Source organism: Providencia sp. PROV114 (genome assembly GCF_032704305.1).
Classification (GTDB): Bacteria; Pseudomonadota; Gammaproteobacteria; order Enterobacterales; family Enterobacteriaceae; genus Providencia; species Providencia rettgeri.
On sequence record NZ_CP120528.1, the window covers coordinates 3,859,439 to 3,876,719 of the forward strand.

The window sequence follows — 17,281 nt, forward strand, 5'->3', positions numbered from 1 at the left end:
ATATCAATGAAATTATTCCGTTATCTTCTCTCGGTCTGCATGATGCTTAGCCTGTTTAGCCAAAGCCAAGCAGCAACACTTGGTATCCAGCTAAAAGGTCGATTATTGGTGACACCGCCCGAGTGCATTTTGAATAACAACCAACAAGAAACTATACATTTTGGCGATATATTGCTTCCGCGTATTGATGGAGTTCAATACAAGCGTACTGTACCGATGAGACTCAGCTGCACAAATCTAGCGAAAAACGCTATAAAGCTCACGCTTGTCGGCGATGGAACATCATTTAATAGCAATGGCGCATTAAAAACGAGTAACCCAAAACTCGGGCTTTCCTTTTATGTGAACAATGCTAAGCAAGTTATTAACCAGCCTTTCAATGTGTTATATACAGCGCTGCCAACCTTGGAGGTTGCTCCAGTAAAAAACAGCAATGCCAATTTTACCAATACCGATGGCGGATTTTTTACAGCGCTGGCAACACTGAAAATTGAGTATCAGTGAGAATGATTATGTGGAATAACAATCAAATTAAGCATTGGATGGCAGGATTTATAATGGTGATGTCCATATCTTCAGCGCAAGCAAATTGGGCATTTGATGGTACGTTAATTATTCCTCCTGTTTGCCAATTAAGCCATGACGACCCGATAAAGGTTTCATTCGGTAAAGTCGGTGTACGAAAAATCAATGGTACCGCCTTCAAGCAATCTATTCCTTTTCAATTAGATTGTGTTGGCGATATGACACAACCGTGGGATATCAGCTTGATATTCGCAGGAACACCTGCGGGAAGTGGATTTGATAATGCGACATTAAGAACGGTGACACCGTTGAATAATGGCAAATTAGGCATTCAAATTCAGAAAAATGGCCAACCTCAACCATTGAATGAACCCTTTTTGATTAATGCGGCTTCACTACCATCCCTTTCAGCGGTTCCTGTCATGCGCTCAGGAAGCGAACTCGTAGGGGATAATTTTACTGCATCAGGCACGTTAACCATTATTTTTGAATAGGAGGCGGCAGTCATAACTATGAATATTAAACGTAATATGAGCTTTGCCTTTGGCTTATGGTTTTTGGGTGCCACTGCCGCTTTTTCTGCAAATGTGGAATTTGATGGCACGCTAATTGAAGATGCTTGTGACATTTATCCTGGCGACGAATCGATTGAATTAGATTTCGGAACGATCGTGGATAAATACCTGTATCTGAATACTCAAACAAATAGCCAACCTTTTACCATTCGCTTAATCAATTGCGATTTAGCGTTAGGCCATGAAGTGAAAGTCACATTTATGGGCGCAGAAAGTTTGGCTTTACCTGGTTTATTAGCGTTAGATGCTGGAAGCCAAGCAACAGGTGTGGCGGTTGGTATTGAAAGTATTTCCGGTACAGCAATCAAAATTAATAGTGGCAGTTATACCCAAGGGTTGTATACCGGAAATAATAATGACCTACGATTTCAAGCGTATGTGAGAGCTGAGCCAGTTGCATTGCAAAATAAATCAATTGTGCTCGGTTCATGGGCTGCGAGTGCCACGTTCAAATTAGATTATGAGTAAATCATTATGTATGCGAAAAAAGCAAAAATATACGGAATGTTAAATACAAGCCGTTTGAGTATTTTATTATTAATCATCGCATTAGCGTCTCTATTTCCTTCTCGCCCTGCCAATGCGATTGCGTATGTAATGCCTGTGAGTATGACCTCTGGAGCTTGGCCTCGTGTTGAGATGGACATTCTTTCTTGGAGTGAAGCAAGTGGTGTTACTAACCCTTGTTATGGATCAACCGAGTGCTGGGTAGGCCCTGATGTTCTGTATGCATCTGGTGCGCCATCGTTGAGTGGATCTTGCTTAGATTATGGTAACTGCATTCGAATTAACCAGTATCGAACAGCGGAAGAAGTCGCAGCGGCTTTTCGTAGTGCAAAAGGAATTCCTTATCGTGCATCGTTTGTCATTGATAGCCCAAATGCGACTTGTATTGGATTATTCTATGTTAACCATAAACCAACCCCGGGAGTTAGGAATGCAATCCAGTGGCCAGGTAGCGTCTGTGGTAAAATTCCACCTACAAATCAAACATGTAGTATTTCTTTGCCTGCTTTTGTTAATCACGGGGCGCTCAGTAACACGAGTTTAAATGGTAAAACAAACTCAGTTTCTGGCAATATCACTTGTACACAGGCGACAAATATCAATTTATTTGCTCGTTCAACCACGGGTGAGCGTTATGTATATTTAAATTCGACTTCTAACTTTTATTCAAATCCATTAATTAATAATCAAAATGGCTGGAATGGCGCGAACATGAACATTTCTGGGAATAATGCGGCGAATTCATTTACATTCACTTCTGAATTACATGCATCAGGAACAGTAACACCTGGGTATTACACTGGAAATGCAGTCGTCATTATTGCATTTAATTAGTTAATCAAAACCTTCTAACCCAATTCACTGACTTGATAGTTGAGTAGCGTATTTTTTAATACAATACGCTACTTTTATGAATATTAATTAGTTTTGCTTTTCATATCTAGGCACTGATATTTCTTTCAGTGCCTGATTTATCAACCTTATTACTAATAATCCAATCAACGGTTACTGCGACAAAAATATTCACATACCCATACTATCATTGATGATAGTTTTTGATAAAAGGATGAATAATAGCCCTCCAATCAATAAAAAAATCCCTTAAACCGAAGAGTAACGAAAAGTTTAAGGGATAAATGCGCGAGTCTAATTAGAAGTATAAGAAGTAGAAAGTTACAACAAGGTTAACTATTGCGGCAACTGCCATTGGGATTGCCGTCCGTTTTACTATTTGAAACGGTGAAACCCCTGCAATCCCTGCAATTGCAACAATTGCTGCAGTGATAGGTGAAACTGTACGTCCAAAGCTTGTCATGATCTGCATTGGTAAAATGAGCGTCACCACATCCACTTTGAGAAAAGCAGCAATTTTCGGTGTCAATGCAGCAAAAGAGAAGAATGCTGCATTCCCTGAGCCCATTAGGAACGCCGCAAGTGCAAGGATGGCGCTCATAACAATAATCATCGCCCCGATACCAAAGCCAGCATCTTGAGCAGCACTAATTAACGTATCCACCGCTCCACTTTTGAGTAATCCATTTGCGAAAAACTCCCCTGAAACAATCAAAGAAACCACTAAAACAAACTGTTTCCCCATGCCTTCAAAGAACAACATAAAGCTGTCCATGACGGCTTTCGCATCACGTAAACGGACGTATTCAAAAATCAGTGCAATGACAGTGCTGATGATCATCGCAGTGGTGACTTCCAACTTAATGTATGGATGTAATAATGGGCTAAATCCGATAATTAAGATCAATGGAATAACTGGTAACAACGCATAAGACAATGGAACTTTATTACCGCTATCTTCTTTAATAGAATCAATTTTGCTCAAATCAAAAACAAACCCCTCACGCTTATCCCACCAACGCTGGATAAAGAAATGGGTGATTGCCACTGCGATAATAATAGGGATAGTTACGGGTAATTGATACTGAACAAAGTAAACGGCGGGTTCAATATCTGCTGTTTTCGCTGCCATAATGACATTACCGGAACCGGGTCCATGGTCAATAAATTGGCAACAACCGATAACTGCTAAAGCAGAAAGCGGGCTGATACCTGAACGAATTAATATTGGGTACATAGTCACCATTAGTAGCATCCCCAACCCGGCATGGCTTGGAATGAAAATAACGAGAATTTGCGTTACTAAAAATGAAATCACTAATAACAAATAAGGTGATTTAATAGTCTTTAGTGGTTTTTCAAAAATAGCAAATAATGCGCGACTTGCCCCCACATGCTCCATATAACGGGAGAATCCAGCAATCGCCATTAATGTTAACCCTAGACCTGCTAATCTAGAACTCATGATATCAGTAAAAATTTGGAAGATATCAAAGTACTTAAAATGCGTAGTTTTGTTTTCTGGTAACAATGAATTAAGATCTAAAGATGCGGTTAGGAGCAGCAAAAGCAAGCCCCCTAGCAACAAGACTGGCTGAGGCTTATAACCTCGAGCCAGCAGGTAAACAACCAGCGCTGTAACTAGCGCGGCAATGATTAAACCTGTCATAGAAGAATTCCCCAGTATTGGTGCAGCTTTATTGTTATTGGTTTAATGTTGAAAATGCTTGTGTAATATCGGATATCAAATCATCCACAGACTCCAAGCCAATATGTAAACGAACAAAAGGCCCGTGGCCTTCACGCCAATCTGATGCTGTTCTTGCACCGACTACGTTAGCGGGTAGTGCGAGGCTTTCGAACCCACCCCACGATGCACCGATACCAAACAGGGCTAAAGCATCAATAAAGTTTTCTGTTTGCTTCGCGGTATATTGTTTTTTGAATTCAATGGTTAATAAACCGTTACTACCTTTGCAGTCACGCTTCCATAGATCATGTCGCGGATGAGATGGTAATTCAGGGAACCAGACTTTTTCCACTTCAGGACGCGTTTCCAGCCATTGTGAAATCGCTAACGCGGCTTTGCCATGCGCAGCTAATCGCTGCCCTAAAGTCCGCATTCCTCGTAAAACTAAAGCTGCATCATCGGGGCTACTGGCTTGACCTAAAGCTTCTGGCAAGGCACCAATTTGTTTCCAAGCTTTTTCTGTCGAGACCATAATTCCCATCATCACATCAGAATGCCCGCAGAGGTATTTTGTTGCTGCAATTACAGAAACATCCGCGCCTAATTCTAGTGGGTTATAAAGCCATGCTGAGCCCCAAGTATTATCAACGCCGACAGGGATATCTCGTTCATGTGCGATGCGGCATATTTCGGGTAAATCCAACATTTCATAAAGTAATGAACCTGGGGACTCAACAAAAATAAGCTGTGTATTACTCTGAATTTTTTGTTCAAAATCTGAGCCATCTGTTTTAAAGAAGCTATAGGCAATATTGTTTGGTTTTAAAAAAGCATCGGCAATTTTGCGCACAGGCTCATAAACCGAATCCACAAACAATACATGCCCACCACTATGTACATAGCCCATAATAGTGACGGCAATCGCGGCTAGACCTGTAGGAAATAACTGTGCTCTATAACCTCCTTCTAATTCAGTCACCAAGCTTTCAAGTGCAAATGCTGTTTCTGTACCTCGCGCACCGTAACTTAAAACACGTTCCGTTGCGCGGCGATCGCGAACATCACGCCAGCTTTTAATTGAATCAAAAACAATAGTGCTCGCTCGCATTACTGGTGGATTGATTGGTCCTGATGTTGTAATAGTTTGTCGTCCACTATGTATCAATTTTGTATATTTATTTAATGTCATTATTTATTTCTCCAAATATAGGAATAGATCCCCTGATAATTAAAAGGAAGATTATTTATTTTTAATAATTTTTAATTCATATTATGTATATCAAATTACTTTTCTTTTAAAACATGTCTTATTTAAAAAGATGATCTTCATCATACAAATGAGCATTAATTAAATTAATGAAAACTTAAGAGAAAATTAAGAATTAAAATCGATAGATAATAAACAATAAATAAAAATACAACATATTGATTTTAATGAAATTATAAACACATAAGAAAGCCTTTAATTAACATTAATCTTATTAAGGTGTTTATTTTTATTATTTGTTGCATAAATAAAGAAACTCTCTAACAAATAATTGCTTTTTAATTTTCAATATTATTCTTACACAGGGGAATATTATGGGTACTAGTGTTTTTGATTCGGTATTATTAAAGAACTTATGGTCTACAGAAGAAATGCGAGCTATTTTTTCTGATAAAGTCAGAATGCAAAATTGGCTTGATTACGAAGCAGCATTAGCAATTGAACAAGCTGAATTAGGCTTGATTCCAAAGCAAGCTGCGAAGATCATTGCTGATACAGCAAAACTGGAAAAATTAGATATGGATTTCATCTTAGAGCAAGTGCGTTTAACTCGTCACCCACTTGTTCCAACCATCCGTGGTTTAGAACATGCTTGTCCTGAACATTTTGGTGAATACGTCCACTTTGGCCCCACGACACAAGATGTTATGGACACAGGCTTAGTGCTTCAACTTAAAGAGGCTCATAACGTTTTTTTACGTGATATCAAAATATTAGGGCGTTCTTTATTATCGTTAAGCGAAAAGCATCGTAATACACCAATGGCAGGACGAACCTTAGCCTTACAAGCCTTACCGATTACCTTTGGACACAAAACTGCAATTTGGTTAACGGAATTAGCACGCCATTATCAACGATTAAAAGAAATCGAACCTCGCTTATTCGTTGGTAGCGTTGTTGGCGCTGTTGGAACTAAGGCCTCATTGAGCGACAAAGCAGATGAGCTTGAAGTTCGTGTATTAAATCGACTCGGTTTAGGCACTCCTGAAATCTCTTGGCAACCCGCTCGCGACCGATTTAGTGAATATGGCATGCTGATTGGTTTAATTAGCGGCACGTTAGGAAAAATTGCCAATGAAATTTTATTATTAGCTCACAATGAAATTGATGAACTTTCAGAGCCTTTTAGTAAAGGTCAAGTTGGCTCCTCAACGATGCCACACAAGCGTAATCCTGCCATTGTCGAAAATGCGGCATGTGTCAGTAATACATTGAAAGCTAATCTTTCAGTGCTTACCGACATGATGAAACACCAACACGAAAGAGATGGTGCGATTTGGAAGATGGAATGGAAAGTGATGCCAGAAATGTGCCTGATGCTTTCGGTGATCTTCGATAACATGAAAACGGTATTAGGGGGATTAAACGTGCATGTCGATAAGATGCGCCAAAATTTAGATATTTTAGGTGGATTTATGCTCGCTGAGCGCGTCATGTTTGCTTTATCAGACAAAGCGGGTAAACAAACTGCCCATGAAATTGTTTATGAAGCTTCTATGTCTGGCCAAGAAGAAGGCATCACTTTTATTGAGGCCATTAACCGTGACACGCGCATTCGTGACCATATAACGCAAGAAGAACTTGATGCCCTATTAGATCCAACGACCTATGTGGGAAATGCTCCTGAACAAGTCACTCGAGTAATAGAACAAACCAAAGCATCCGGTTGGCTTAATGACTAATTCATTTTAGCAAAGTTTAAATCTTTACTTTCTTAAAGCCAGTCAAGTGCTGGCTTTTTCATTCACCGGAGGTATCTATGACATTAAGCCAACAGCTAAGCCAATTTATCACATCCCTATCATTTTCTGATATTCCACCGCAGGTTGTTGAACGCGCCAAGTATCATTTACTCGATACATTAGGCGTTGCACTTGCCGGAAGTCTCCAACAAAGTGCAACACAATGCCGTAAGGGAGTCGCTTATTTACCTGATCATCAAGGAAAAATCCCAATTTGGGGAAGTAACCAAACCGTTTCAACTACCACCGCCGCTTTAGTAAATGGTATTTCTGCACATGCATTAGATTTTGATGATACACACACCGACTCAATCACTCACGGTAGTGCCGTACTTACCCCTATCGCCTTTGCACTCGGCGAACATTTACAAGCAACAACGCAAGAGCTCATTACTGCATGGATTATTGGCTGGGAAGTTGCTGCCAGAGTGGGATTAGCAAGCCACAGCGGGTTCCATCAACGCGGCTTCCATTCTACAGCCATAGCTGGTATTTTTGGCTCGACAGCTTGTGCATCTTCATTACTTAAATTAACTCGGGAACAAACGGTTCATGCTCTTGGACTAACAGGAAGCCAAGCCAGTGGTGTTGCTGAATACCTAACCAATAGCTCGTCTGCAAAATGTTTTCATGCGGGCTGGGCTGCGCAATCAGGCATTATTGCAGCTTGTTTAGCTAAAGGCGGAATGACAGGGCCAGAAACTATTTTTGAAGGGCGCTATAGCCTGTACCAAACACATGGTCTTCGTGAAAATGCGCATCCCGAGCAAGTCACCCAAGACTTAGGTAATATTTGGCAGTTCATGAATGTTTCCATTAAACCCTACCCTGCTTGCCATTTTGCTCATGCCACTGTCGATTGTGGGAGACGATTATTACAACAAGGAATAACCCTCGAGCAAATTGCTAAAGTAGAATGCGTTGTCGATCCCGTTGCAGCTGCCTTAATTTGTGAGCCACCAGAACAAAAATGGGCTCCTCAGAGTGCCTATGCAGCGAAATTTAGCCTCCCGTGGTTGTTTGCCGCAGGCTTTATCGAAGACAAATTAACATTAAGTTTGCTCTCAGCCCAAAATTTACAGCGAACAGATATCCAAAACCTCGCGAAAAAAGTCAGTTATCGTTATCCCACTGAAAATGAAATTCCTTTTCCAACCTATTTTCCCGGCTTAATTTTTGTCACATTAACTAATGGTGAGACAATAACGGAACGACTAGATATCCAATACGGTAACCCACAAAATCCAATGTCGTTGGAGGATATTGTGAGCAAATTTTATGACAATGCAGAGTTGGTAATGAAAAATGAACAAGCTGCGCAGCTTGCTAAAAGTGTATTGTCCTTCGAAACGAAAACTATACAGGCTATCACACAGTTATTGCGTGTCGGTATTTAATAATACCGACTAACGAATAGAAGCCCACACTAAATGGGCTTCTATTTTTCTTTCCCCTTATTATTATTCATTTAACTGAGCAATAATTTGCTGTAAATGAGCAATAGCAACATCATTGAGAGGTTCTTGTGGAAGGATCGGGTCACCAACATTAAATCCTTGAATGTTTAAAGATGCTTTAATACATGATGCTAATGCATATTGCGTAAAAGCTTCGTTGATTTGCCACATTTCTTTCTGTTTTACTAACGCTGTATCCCAATCCCCTCTAGTGGCCAACTCATATAGTTCAACACATTGTTTTGGCAATACACAGGCAGGACCCGCCATCCAGCCCACGCCACCTAATTTAATGACTAATAAAGGAATATGAGCTGAAGCACTAAAAATTTTAACTCGCTCACCGAAGGTGTTGAGCATTGTTAATAACCTTCCAGTATTACTCGATGCATCCTTAACATATTCGATATTAGGGATATAACTTAATTCATTCAAAAGAGAAATTGACAGCACATCCCCTAATAAACCAGGATTGGTATAGACCGTCATCGATTTTTCAGGAAAAGACTCTGCTATTGTCTGGAAATAACTCAATTGAGCTTTGTCACTCAGAGGGTACATTTTTTGGGATATCAGTACCATACCATCCACACCTAACTTGGCATATTGCTCTGCTTGTGAACACGCATCTGATGTTGAGAAACCGGCGACCCCCGCTAATACGGGTACCCGCCCCGCGGCTTGATCAACCGTAATGCGAACGACTTCATTTCGCAATTCTTGTGACAAATATGCGTATTCACCTGTACTCCCTAACGGACTCAACCCGTGAACTCCGCTCGAAATAAGATGTTCAATTAGATGACGAAGGGATGATTCAAGAATAACCCCTTTAGCTTGGTCAACTGGTGAAACAAGATAAGGAAAAATACCGTGAAAATGGGTCATAATCACTCCTAATTTTAGTTGTTATGGGAGATAACGTCTGTTTGTTCATTTTTTAATGAGTTAAAAAGAATTTGGGCGGCTTTAGTTGGGCTTTTTGAGTTGAGGTACAAGTTATATCGAATTGCCGGAAGTGCTGGTAACCCTTCATCTTCACCGAGTATGCGTAAATCCTCCCCTGAAAGTTCAATTGAACGCGCCATAATGCCCAATCCCGCCCTAACCGCAGCACGTGCACCAGATAATGTTGTTGCCATGTACGCAATTCGCCAAGGTATTTGCTGTTGATCGAGGTGATTGATCATCATCTCACGGTAAGTGCTCGGTTCATCTAGCACAACTAATGGCAGTGGCTGCTCTAAATTAAAGGTAAAATGCTTCCCGCAATACCATAGCGAAGGGGAAACACGTAAGACAATTTTAGGGTAACCAACATGTTCCTCGGTTGAAATGGCCAAATCGAGTTCATTATCCTCTAACATTGACATAAGAAATGGGCTACGTTTGACAATAATATCCATGATCAAATTTGGATAAGCCCCTGAAAATCTGGCTAGTAAATCAGGTAATATGGTATTCGCTGTGTCATCTGGCGAACCAATTTTTAATACCCCGTCAATTTCTTCATAAACTAGCGATAAACATGCCTCATCATTAAGCCGCAGAATACGACGGGCATAGCTCAATAGCTGTGTACCAGAATCTGTCAATGCTTTGTTTCTGCCTTGCCGCACAAATAACTCCTTGCCAATGAGTGACTCCAACCTTTGCATTTGTTGACTCACCGCTGATTGCGTTCGGCAAACAGATTCTGCAGCGGCGGCAAAAGTTGCACCATCAACAACCGCAATAAAAGTACGAAGTAAATCAAGCTCCAAATTAAAAATAGGGCGTTTAGCAGCTGGCATTTTAGTTATCTCTTTTCTTAAGGTATAAGATATCATTAAACAAGAGTGTTTAATTTACATACTAAGAAAAAAGCCTTAAAGAATCTATGTTAGAGCTCAATTGTTTGGCTCTAAATTGTAGCTACTTAATAATAAATTTGACCACTTGAATATCCGCCATAACTCGTTAATCTTGCAGAATTAAGAAAACAAAAAACCGTCGAAGAGCAGCGTAGCAGTAAAGGCTTTTTAAGCGCCAGCAGTGAGCACACTATCCAACACGATGAGACCACTCGTGAAAAAGGCAGCTTGCTCAGTGGCAAAAAAGTCACCATTACCGCAGGGAACGACCTGAACGTTAAAGGCTCCTCGGTGGTCGCAGAAAACGATGTCAGCTTAACCGCTGGCAACAAACTGCATGTGGGCGGAGCTGATTGCTCAAAAAGACTTGAACCTCACGGGCGATAGCGTCCAAATCGACCTGGGCTATGATGCCAAACAACAAGAGGTCAGCGTCGGGGCAGCTACAAGGCCTGGCAGTTGATAATTTAGCAGGTGCATTGGCAAATGCCTCGCCGCCGTACTAAGCGACATTGATAAAACAGCAAGTAGATGAAGATAATAAAACCGCGAATGCCATGGCATATGCTGCGTTATGCGCTGTTATTGCTGAGCTAAATAATCAATCCGCTGCTGCGGGTAGATTGTGCCATATTCTTTATCCTCTCACCTCTGAGCAAGCATATACTCTAAATAATTCGGATTACGTGTAGGCAGCTAGTGAAGATAGCCGAGGAGCATAGATAACTATGTGACTCGGATAGCTGAACGAAGCCAACAACCATGTAATTCGAAGTATGACGAATATACATTCATTATCGAAGCGACGTATATACTCACTCGGAGGTTAATGTGGGTTGAGTTAAGTTGACATGCATTGACTGAAAATGCGGGGGAAAGCCTTGCAAGCACTGGATTTCAGATACAAAAAAAGACGTCGGTTGACGTCTCTTGATGTTCTTATGGTGCGAAGGCCGGACTCGCATTTTATAGGCAATGCATTGTTTTTATTTGCTATAAATTTATAGGGAATTTTTTGTATACTTATATGTATACTCACCGACTAAAATCATTAAAGAGCAGGTATAAAGTTTAAGATTATGTGACCCGCTTTTTAATAACTTAAATACAACGATTGTTTGGCATAATTACTAGCTCTTGTATGGTAAAATGATATCACAAGGAAATACCTATGATAATGACTAGAGGATTCTTATGGATATCAACGAGCTTCAGTATAGTACCTTAACTGATGAAAATGGTGTACCCATTATCTATGCAAAAGAGTGCTTATCTTTTCCTGATGAAATATCGTTTCCAATCGCAAAAAAAGAAGATCTAAGTAAGATTAGTAACTTAGTCTCACAATCTATGCAAGGGGTTATCAATACAAGTGGACGTACCATTGAGCTTGTATTTAAACCTGAAATTCAAAAAGGCCTAAAAGATGGCTCACTAAGAATGATGCGAACTAAAACTGGTGAAGTACTCGCTGATGCAGTTCACAGTAGTGGAGCTAAAGTTGGGAGGGTGGCAGGAAAAGGACGAATAGTCGAGGCTGGAAAACTAAAACAACTAGCCACAGGATCTTTTCAGTTAATGAGTTTAATTGTAGCTCAAGCTCATCTAGCCGATATCAATAAAAACTTAACAGATATAAAACTAGCGGTTAATAGTTTAAGAGACAAAATTGATAGTCATAATGCAGCAGAAGTCGAAGGCCGCATTGATTACCTTCAAGGAATTATTGAAAAGATGCAACGTGGTGATTTTGACTATGAAATGTCTTTGCAGATAAAGGTTAAGATTGAAGATATTGTTGCTGATGCCTTTGTATTACAAGCTAAGTTATTAGCTGACCTACAAAATATTAAAAATGAAGTAGTTAGCTTAACGAATTTAGATATTTTTGGGACAGGTGGTACTTACCAGAAATTGAAGGAAATATCAGAACAGATCCCCCCTTTAATTACTCGCCGTAATGTTTTTCTTAAGATGGCATCATTGTTGGCATATATACAAGCCTGTATTGATCCATTAAGTAAAGATTTTAGCCAATTTGATTTAAAGAAAGACGTTTGGAATGCTGCTTTAAGTAACCTTATTGAAATAATAGCCACCAAAGCTAATAATTTGTTATCTAAAGCCAAGTTTAACAGTGATGAAATTCTTAGCCTTCGCCGCAGCTTTATTCTTAACACGCTAGAACTTATTAATAATAATGCAACCAATAATTACGAACAATTTGAAAATTCATTAATTAAGCTTAAAAATAATCATCAAAAAGTCTTATCACAAAATGGTAAATTACGACTTGTCGTTAGTCATGATGATAGTGGACATATACAACGGGCAGCTATTGTTGATTAATAATCAACAACTTAAATTCTAATGCTGTTTTATTTTATCTAAGTCCTATGCACAAAGTGACATTCAATTATAAAGGCATACCATCGATATTTTAGTCGACGTCATGCCTTTTATAATGTCATGAATATAAATCAATCTCCAAAATACTCGTGCATTTTTTCAGTCATCACCCATAGCGCCTTATTTAATTTAATATCCCCATCAATCCCATTCACCGATCGAGTGCGAGCTCGCTTGCCTTTAGCGTTCCTGCCTGATAATCCCCCTTTGATTAAATTCTCCTGCAAACGTTGGTAGACGGTCCAAAGATCATCTTTCTTATCTTCCCGGCGACGAGGCTGTAATACTTGCTCCTCTGTAATTGGTTGATATTCCGCACCAAAACGATAAATTAAAGCCGCATGTGCCAAGGCTTGTTGCGCTGGTGGTGGTAACAATAATGACTGCATTTGTTCTCGCTTCTCTGCTACCGAATCAAACGTTTCAAGTACTTCATAAGCCCCCTCAATCACCTTCCCTACCACATCGCCTTTATGGGGTACACGCACTTCGCCAAACGTATCGCCGCAAACTAAACCGTTGGAGAATACAGCTCTAAATAGACCCGGCAACATTTGATAACTACTTGAGCCATCATGACTATTAAGTAGGATAATTTCAGGCACTTGGCTACCTGTAATTTGATCATGGCGTCTGAGGCGCAACATATGCTTAGTATGATCGCGACGGCTTTCATCCCGCACACGAGTTTGACAAGCAAAGAACGGGTAGAAGCCTTCCTTTTGAAGACTATCCAATAAGGTAATGGTTGGGATGTAAGTATAACGTTCACTTCTGGATTCGTGTTTCTCTTCTGAAAATACGCTAGGTACTGTGCGGAACAATTCTTCAATGGTTAACGGGCGGTCACGACGAATGCTATTTGCCGCACCAAAGCGAGAAGCTAAACGAGACATAGGGGGACTCCTCAGTGATAACACTGATAAATTAAAATAAGATAAAGGAAATAAGTGAGGTGATAAGCTGGTGGACGCTGTATTAAAGCGTTATCAATAACTTAGTCAATTAGGTGAAAGATTTGTGCTTGCTCGGGATGTTGCATCGCATAGTCACGAAGTTGGTAAAAATACTCTACCAGCACAGCACTCTCGGTTTTAAACGACCAGATGCTATACACCATTAGACAGACTGCGATACCGGCTGCTTCAGGGCTTAACTCAGCTTCATTTCCGTTATGCGGGTTAAACATATGCAGGGAGGTTTCGAGCATATCAGGCCAGATAAATGCGCCGCCATTAGACAGCATACTGAACTCCCAGAAAGCACCTTGATAGACCTCACACATCTTATCCATCAGATTAAAGATATCGCCTTCAATACGTTGCCAGTCTGGCACAGTACCAAAGTAAAAACGCCAGAAGGTACTACGACCACGGGAATTGACGAGGTTGGTTTTGATAACCGTTGATTCTTGCTCTTGTAAAGTAAACATAATAGAACTCCAATTCAGTCGATATTGATAGACAGTAATAAGCAAAAAAGCCCTACACCTTGCGGTGCAGAGCTTTCTCGAAATGATAGGTATATTGAGTATCATTTTTAGTGACGCATTCTGATGATTGATTCACTAAAATAATATAGATATAAAAATAAATGTAAGTTAATTAATGGGTTAGTCTGATGATGCTTTTATAATGAATCAGATAATACGAAGGCGTAAATAAGGACGTGGTTAATCGATTAGATGGAAAATGGCGGAACGTTCTGGGTGTTGCGCCGCATAATCACGCAATTGATAAAAGCGATCGACGAGGATGTCACTTTCCGTTTGAAATGACCATAAACTGTACATCATCAAACACACAGCAATGCCTGCCGCTTCACAGCTAACGTTCGCCTCATTGCCGTTATGCTGATTGAATAGCGTAAGCTCCTCTTGATTCAAATCGGGATAAATAAAAGCGCCGTCATTAGATAAAGTGCAATATTCCCAATACCCGCCGTGGTAATCCTCACAAAACTGACCCATGGTGGTAAAGATAACAACTTCAAACGTGGCGAAGCCTTTAACGGTGCCAAAGTGGGTTTGCCAAAAATGCGTGCGCTGCTGGCTTGGAACGGGTGTTGCGATGATGAGGTCAAGTGTCATAAGAAAGCCCTTTTGTGGATAGGATGAAATAAAAAAGGCAGACCGATTGGCCTGCCGTTATGTTGAATCTACATTGAAATAGTTGAGTTTTAGTGGTCACTAAATAGCCCGTTAAGCAGTCGCTCAATGGCACCGCCTAATAACGTGGTACAGGCTAGTGTTGCACCAAGTCGAGCCGCTTGAATTTCTGCATCAGAATACTCGCCTTCAAGCGTAAGTTGCTCATTGACCGTCTTCTGGGCGTAGTAGGTGATAGACACCAGTGTCACAACACTCACAGAGGTGGCGATAAGTTTAAAAATCGACATGATGAATTCCTAGGAAGTAAGCCTGTGTGAGAACAGGCTCAAGTAAGGGGGAGCGTAACTTATTGAGGACCAGACCAGTTATCACTATCCAAAACTAAAAAAGAGTCACAGCCTGATTGACCTACAGTGCAAACTCGCTTGGCTATTGATTTAGGTGGCCATTTTTTATCGGCTGAATAAGCTAAACCATTATTATCGACGCAGGCGACTTTTAACCAGTTAGCCGCTGCACCACGATTATAATAAACGCTACTAATACAGGTCATCGCGGTAGGGGCAGGAAAACCTTTTGCTTGTCGAATTGGAGTGTCGCCTGTCAACTCTCCATGAGGCACACCTAGGACAGGTCGTTCATTACTCTCATTTTTCTCCTTCAATTTTTGACCATATTCTGGCGTTAAATAGTAGGTATAACGTGTGGGCTGAATTTCACCGGGTAGGTGAAGTGCTAATACTTGAGCACAAACCGTTAGCGAGATTAAAGTCGTAAATAGTACCTTTTTCATAAAGATGAACTCCATTATTTCATTAAAGATTGGATATATTGGTAATGTGGCAAAGCTTGAATAAACGCCTCTTCACATAGCCGCTGGTTTAGGTCTTCACGATAACGAAAGCCCCGCGCCGTCATGACCACGTCTTGCAAGGCCATCACATCAAAGACATGAATGTGCTCCGCGATATCAGCGGCGAGATACCAATGACCTTGGTAATAAATCAACTTATACGGGGCAACGTTCGTGATGTTTTTTCCTTGGTGGGCAAATTGCAGTAAACGCCGTTTTACAATGGCTTGTGTCAAGATATAAAAGCCCCCGAACAGCGAGGGACGCTGTTCGGGCGGGGTATGGTAAACAATAAACGGTGAATCAATCGTCGGGTCGAGCAGAACTGCTAGCAGCTTCCTGTCTAAAGCCGGAAACAGTGAGGTGACATGCGTAATGGCAGCAAAGCGCAATATGTCCTTATCGGTACGAAAGGGACGCTGTGATGCTGCCAATCGATAGCCACCTTGGTGATATTCCAAGTCCAGATATTGAAGGCGCTCATTAAAGTCACGCCGTAGGGTACGAGTCGAGACATTGAGCTCTTCTGACAGCTCGGATAAATAAACGGTTTCCCCGCGAAATAATTGACTAATAATAAACGCCAACCGAGACGCAAGCCGGTCATGGCGAGACACAGAAGTCGACATGATGTTGTCCTTATTAAAATAGCTCCGGCAAGCGGATAGAATGGGATTGATAAACCTTATTGTGATAAGGCTTTTTGCCGTAAGTACGCCACAATGATGCAGGCGGGAACAGTGACGCGATAAGCGGGGCCTGCTAGGTCAGCGACAAGCCATGCCGAGCTCACCGCTAGACCAATCGGACCCGCAATCAAGGAAAGTGCTCGGTGTGCAGCAAAGAGTGTACCAATGGTGGCAATCCCGCCGAGCGCATTAATCACGCCAATGGCTGAGAGTGTGGCCACTTCCAGTGCTGCAATGCCAGAGGTACGGATAGCCGCTTGAACCGCAATCAAAATCAGTTGAGGTGTGGGGTTGGTGAGGTTAAGTTGCATATCACGAGAGAAAGCTTGTAGCTCTTCTGTCGTCAGCTCATTTAAGCTTTTTTCTAACACTTTCAATAACAAGTTTAATTCCAAGGTTTCGGTATTTCCCTCCTTAGGATAATTGACATCAAGGTGGTCACAGACATCCTGTAAGATTTCACGGTATAGCACGCCCTTATTGCCTCGAACGAGACTCATCAAACTGTTAGCTCCAAAGGCTTGCAACTCTGCCGCAATCGACATCCAGTATTGCTGGTGCTCCGGATGGTAGAGTTGATATTCAGGTGAGCTGGTTAAGGTTTCAGTCCAACGCTTTTGTCCGTCTTTGCTGTCGTGAGTTAGGACGGATACAAGCAAGCCCAGTTCTTCATTGCTGCATTCACGTAAAAACGCTAAATCGGTATCTAATCGGTAAGTTGCCATCAGTGTTATTCCCTAGCTTGAAAAAGA

Annotated in this window: 18 protein-coding genes and 1 pseudogene; 8 read left to right on the forward strand and 11 right to left on the reverse strand. The window is 41.1% G+C overall.

From position 1 onward, the window contains the following. Nucleotides 1-6 precede the first annotated feature (6 nt). From P3L37_RS17350 to P3L37_RS17365, 4 genes are read left to right on the forward strand one after another with little or no spacing between them, the layout of a single operon-like run. Nucleotides 7-504, forward strand: coding sequence for a fimbrial protein (locus tag P3L37_RS17350; RefSeq protein WP_004907589.1), 498 nt, complete (start codon nt 7-9; stop codon nt 502-504). A gap of 2 nt (nt 505-506) precedes the next feature. Beyond that, on the forward strand, nt 507-1,019 hold the full coding sequence (locus tag P3L37_RS17355) for a fimbrial protein (RefSeq protein WP_110731614.1): 513 nt from the start codon (nt 507-509) through the stop codon (nt 1,017-1,019). A gap of 18 nt (nt 1,020-1,037) precedes the next feature. Further along, nucleotides 1,038-1,568: a fimbrial protein gene (locus P3L37_RS17360; RefSeq protein WP_109912792.1), complete on the forward strand. Its 531-nt coding sequence runs from the start codon at nt 1,038-1,040 to the stop codon at nt 1,566-1,568. 6 nt (nt 1,569-1,574) lie between these two features. Continuing rightward, nucleotides 1,575-2,441: a hypothetical protein gene (locus tag P3L37_RS17365; RefSeq protein WP_004907580.1), complete on the forward strand. Its 867-nt coding sequence runs from the start codon at nt 1,575-1,577 to the stop codon at nt 2,439-2,441. Between the two features lie 316 nt (nt 2,442-2,757). On the opposite strand, the gene dcuC is transcribed toward P3L37_RS17365, so the two are convergent. Both dcuC and metC read right to left on the reverse strand, forming a co-directional pair. Further along, complete coding sequence (gene dcuC / locus P3L37_RS17370; protein ID WP_004907576.1) at nt 2,758-4,128, reverse strand: C4-dicarboxylate transporter DcuC; 1,371 nt, start codon at nt 4,126-4,128, stop codon at nt 2,758-2,760. Nucleotides 4,129-4,162: 34 nt separating this feature from the next. Next, nucleotides 4,163-5,338: a cystathionine beta-lyase gene (metC, locus tag P3L37_RS17375; RefSeq protein ID WP_272667499.1), complete on the reverse strand. Its 1,176-nt coding sequence runs from the start codon at nt 5,336-5,338 to the stop codon at nt 4,163-4,165. A 392-nt stretch (nt 5,339-5,730) separates the two neighbouring features. On the opposite strand from metC, the gene purB reads away from it, so the two are divergent. Both purB and P3L37_RS17385 read left to right on the forward strand, forming a co-directional pair. Continuing rightward, nucleotides 5,731-7,098 (forward strand): adenylosuccinate lyase, encoded by a 1,368-nt coding sequence (gene purB / locus P3L37_RS17380; protein WP_109912793.1) that lies wholly within the window; start codon nt 5,731-5,733, stop codon nt 7,096-7,098. Nucleotides 7,099-7,175: 77 nt separating this feature from the next. Continuing rightward, complete coding sequence (locus P3L37_RS17385; RefSeq protein ID WP_004907570.1) at nt 7,176-8,555, forward strand: MmgE/PrpD family protein; 1,380 nt, start codon at nt 7,176-7,178, stop codon at nt 8,553-8,555. Nucleotides 8,556-8,618: 63 nt separating this feature from the next. On the opposite strand, the gene P3L37_RS17390 is transcribed toward P3L37_RS17385, so the two are convergent. Together P3L37_RS17390 and P3L37_RS17395 are read right to left on the reverse strand one after the other, a co-directional pair. Then, nucleotides 8,619-9,503 (reverse strand): dihydrodipicolinate synthase family protein, encoded by an 885-nt coding sequence (locus tag P3L37_RS17390; protein ID WP_109912794.1) that lies wholly within the window; start codon nt 9,501-9,503, stop codon nt 8,619-8,621. A 14-nt stretch (nt 9,504-9,517) separates the two neighbouring features. After that, a complete protein-coding gene (locus P3L37_RS17395; RefSeq protein ID WP_004907568.1) occupies nt 9,518-10,408 on the reverse strand; it encodes a LysR family transcriptional regulator in 891 nt (296 codons plus the stop codon). Nucleotides 10,409-10,645: 237 nt separating this feature from the next. On the opposite strand from P3L37_RS17395, the pseudogene P3L37_RS21425 reads away from it, so the two are divergent. Next, nucleotides 10,646-10,855 (forward strand): annotated as a pseudogene (locus P3L37_RS21425) (hemagglutinin repeat-containing protein); the annotation flags it as partial. A gap of 807 nt (nt 10,856-11,662) precedes the next feature. After that, the gene (locus P3L37_RS17400) at nt 11,663-12,817 is read left to right on the forward strand and encodes a hypothetical protein (protein ID WP_272667498.1); all 1,155 of its coding nucleotides are present in this window, start codon (nt 11,663-11,665) and stop codon (nt 12,815-12,817) included. 131 nt (nt 12,818-12,948) lie between these two features. Here P3L37_RS17400 and P3L37_RS17405 read toward each other — a convergent pair whose 3' ends face one another. The 7 genes from P3L37_RS17405 to P3L37_RS17435 all read right to left on the reverse strand — a co-directional run bounded on the left by P3L37_RS17405 (nt 12,949) and on the right by P3L37_RS17435 (nt 17,254). Continuing rightward, nucleotides 12,949-13,773 (reverse strand): DUF932 domain-containing protein, encoded by an 825-nt coding sequence (locus tag P3L37_RS17405; RefSeq protein ID WP_272667497.1) that lies wholly within the window; start codon nt 13,771-13,773, stop codon nt 12,949-12,951. A gap of 101 nt (nt 13,774-13,874) precedes the next feature. Continuing rightward, the gene (locus P3L37_RS17410) at nt 13,875-14,309 is read right to left on the reverse strand and encodes an antirestriction protein (protein WP_272667496.1); all 435 of its coding nucleotides are present in this window, start codon (nt 14,307-14,309) and stop codon (nt 13,875-13,877) included. 240 nt (nt 14,310-14,549) lie between these two features. Further along, entirely contained in the window at nt 14,550-14,966 is a 417-nt protein-coding gene (locus P3L37_RS17415; protein ID WP_272565402.1) for an antirestriction protein, read from the reverse strand. An 89-nt stretch (nt 14,967-15,055) separates the two neighbouring features. Continuing rightward, a complete protein-coding gene (locus P3L37_RS17420; protein ID WP_004905193.1) occupies nt 15,056-15,274 on the reverse strand; it encodes a hypothetical protein in 219 nt (72 codons plus the stop codon). Nucleotides 15,275-15,333: 59 nt separating this feature from the next. Further along, nucleotides 15,334-15,780: a hypothetical protein gene (locus tag P3L37_RS17425; RefSeq protein WP_272667494.1), complete on the reverse strand. Its 447-nt coding sequence runs from the start codon at nt 15,778-15,780 to the stop codon at nt 15,334-15,336. Between the two features lie 14 nt (nt 15,781-15,794). Then, nucleotides 15,795-16,469: a helix-turn-helix transcriptional regulator gene (locus tag P3L37_RS17430; RefSeq protein ID WP_210799349.1), complete on the reverse strand. Its 675-nt coding sequence runs from the start codon at nt 16,467-16,469 to the stop codon at nt 15,795-15,797. Nucleotides 16,470-16,525: 56 nt separating this feature from the next. Further along, a complete protein-coding gene (locus P3L37_RS17435; RefSeq protein ID WP_181488648.1) occupies nt 16,526-17,254 on the reverse strand; it encodes a DUF3944 domain-containing protein in 729 nt (242 codons plus the stop codon). Between the last annotated feature and the right edge of the window lie 27 nt (nt 17,255-17,281).

Bases quoted from the DNA above. Each gene is read 5' to 3' on its own strand.
- P3L37_RS17350 (WP_004907589.1), top strand. From the start codon at position 7: ATGAAATTATTCCGTTATCTTCTCTCGGTCTGCATGATGCTTAGCCTG.
- P3L37_RS17355 (WP_110731614.1), top strand. From the start codon at position 507: ATGATTATGTGGAATAACAATCAAATTAAGCATTGGATGGCAGGATTT.
- P3L37_RS17360 (WP_109912792.1), top strand. From the start codon at position 1,038: ATGAATATTAAACGTAATATGAGCTTTGCCTTTGGCTTATGGTTTTTG.
- P3L37_RS17365 (WP_004907580.1), top strand. From the start codon at position 1,575: ATGTATGCGAAAAAAGCAAAAATATACGGAATGTTAAATACAAGCCGT.
- dcuC (WP_004907576.1), bottom strand. From the start codon at position 4,128: ATGACAGGTTTAATCATTGCCGCGCTAGTTACAGCGCTGGTTGTTTAC.
- metC (WP_272667499.1), bottom strand. From the start codon at position 5,338: ATGACATTAAATAAATATACAAAATTGATACATAGTGGACGACAAACT.
- purB (WP_109912793.1), top strand. From the start codon at position 5,731: ATGGGTACTAGTGTTTTTGATTCGGTATTATTAAAGAACTTATGGTCT.
- P3L37_RS17385 (WP_004907570.1), top strand. From the start codon at position 7,176: ATGACATTAAGCCAACAGCTAAGCCAATTTATCACATCCCTATCATTT.
- P3L37_RS17390 (WP_109912794.1), bottom strand. From the start codon at position 9,503: ATGACCCATTTTCACGGTATTTTTCCTTATCTTGTTTCACCAGTTGAC.
- P3L37_RS17395 (WP_004907568.1), bottom strand. From the start codon at position 10,408: ATGCCAGCTGCTAAACGCCCTATTTTTAATTTGGAGCTTGATTTACTT.
- P3L37_RS17400 (WP_272667498.1), top strand. From the start codon at position 11,663: ATGGATATCAACGAGCTTCAGTATAGTACCTTAACTGATGAAAATGGT.
- P3L37_RS17405 (WP_272667497.1), bottom strand. From the start codon at position 13,773: ATGTCTCGTTTAGCTTCTCGCTTTGGTGCGGCAAATAGCATTCGTCGT.
- P3L37_RS17410 (WP_272667496.1), bottom strand. From the start codon at position 14,309: ATGTTTACTTTACAAGAGCAAGAATCAACGGTTATCAAAACCAACCTC.
- P3L37_RS17415 (WP_272565402.1), bottom strand. From the start codon at position 14,966: ATGACACTTGACCTCATCATCGCAACACCCGTTCCAAGCCAGCAGCGC.
- P3L37_RS17420 (WP_004905193.1), bottom strand. From the start codon at position 15,274: ATGTCGATTTTTAAACTTATCGCCACCTCTGTGAGTGTTGTGACACTG.
- P3L37_RS17425 (WP_272667494.1), bottom strand. From the start codon at position 15,780: ATGAAAAAGGTACTATTTACGACTTTAATCTCGCTAACGGTTTGTGCT.
- P3L37_RS17430 (WP_210799349.1), bottom strand. From the start codon at position 16,469: ATGTCGACTTCTGTGTCTCGCCATGACCGGCTTGCGTCTCGGTTGGCG.
- P3L37_RS17435 (WP_181488648.1), bottom strand. From the start codon at position 17,254: ATGGCAACTTACCGATTAGATACCGATTTAGCGTTTTTACGTGAATGC.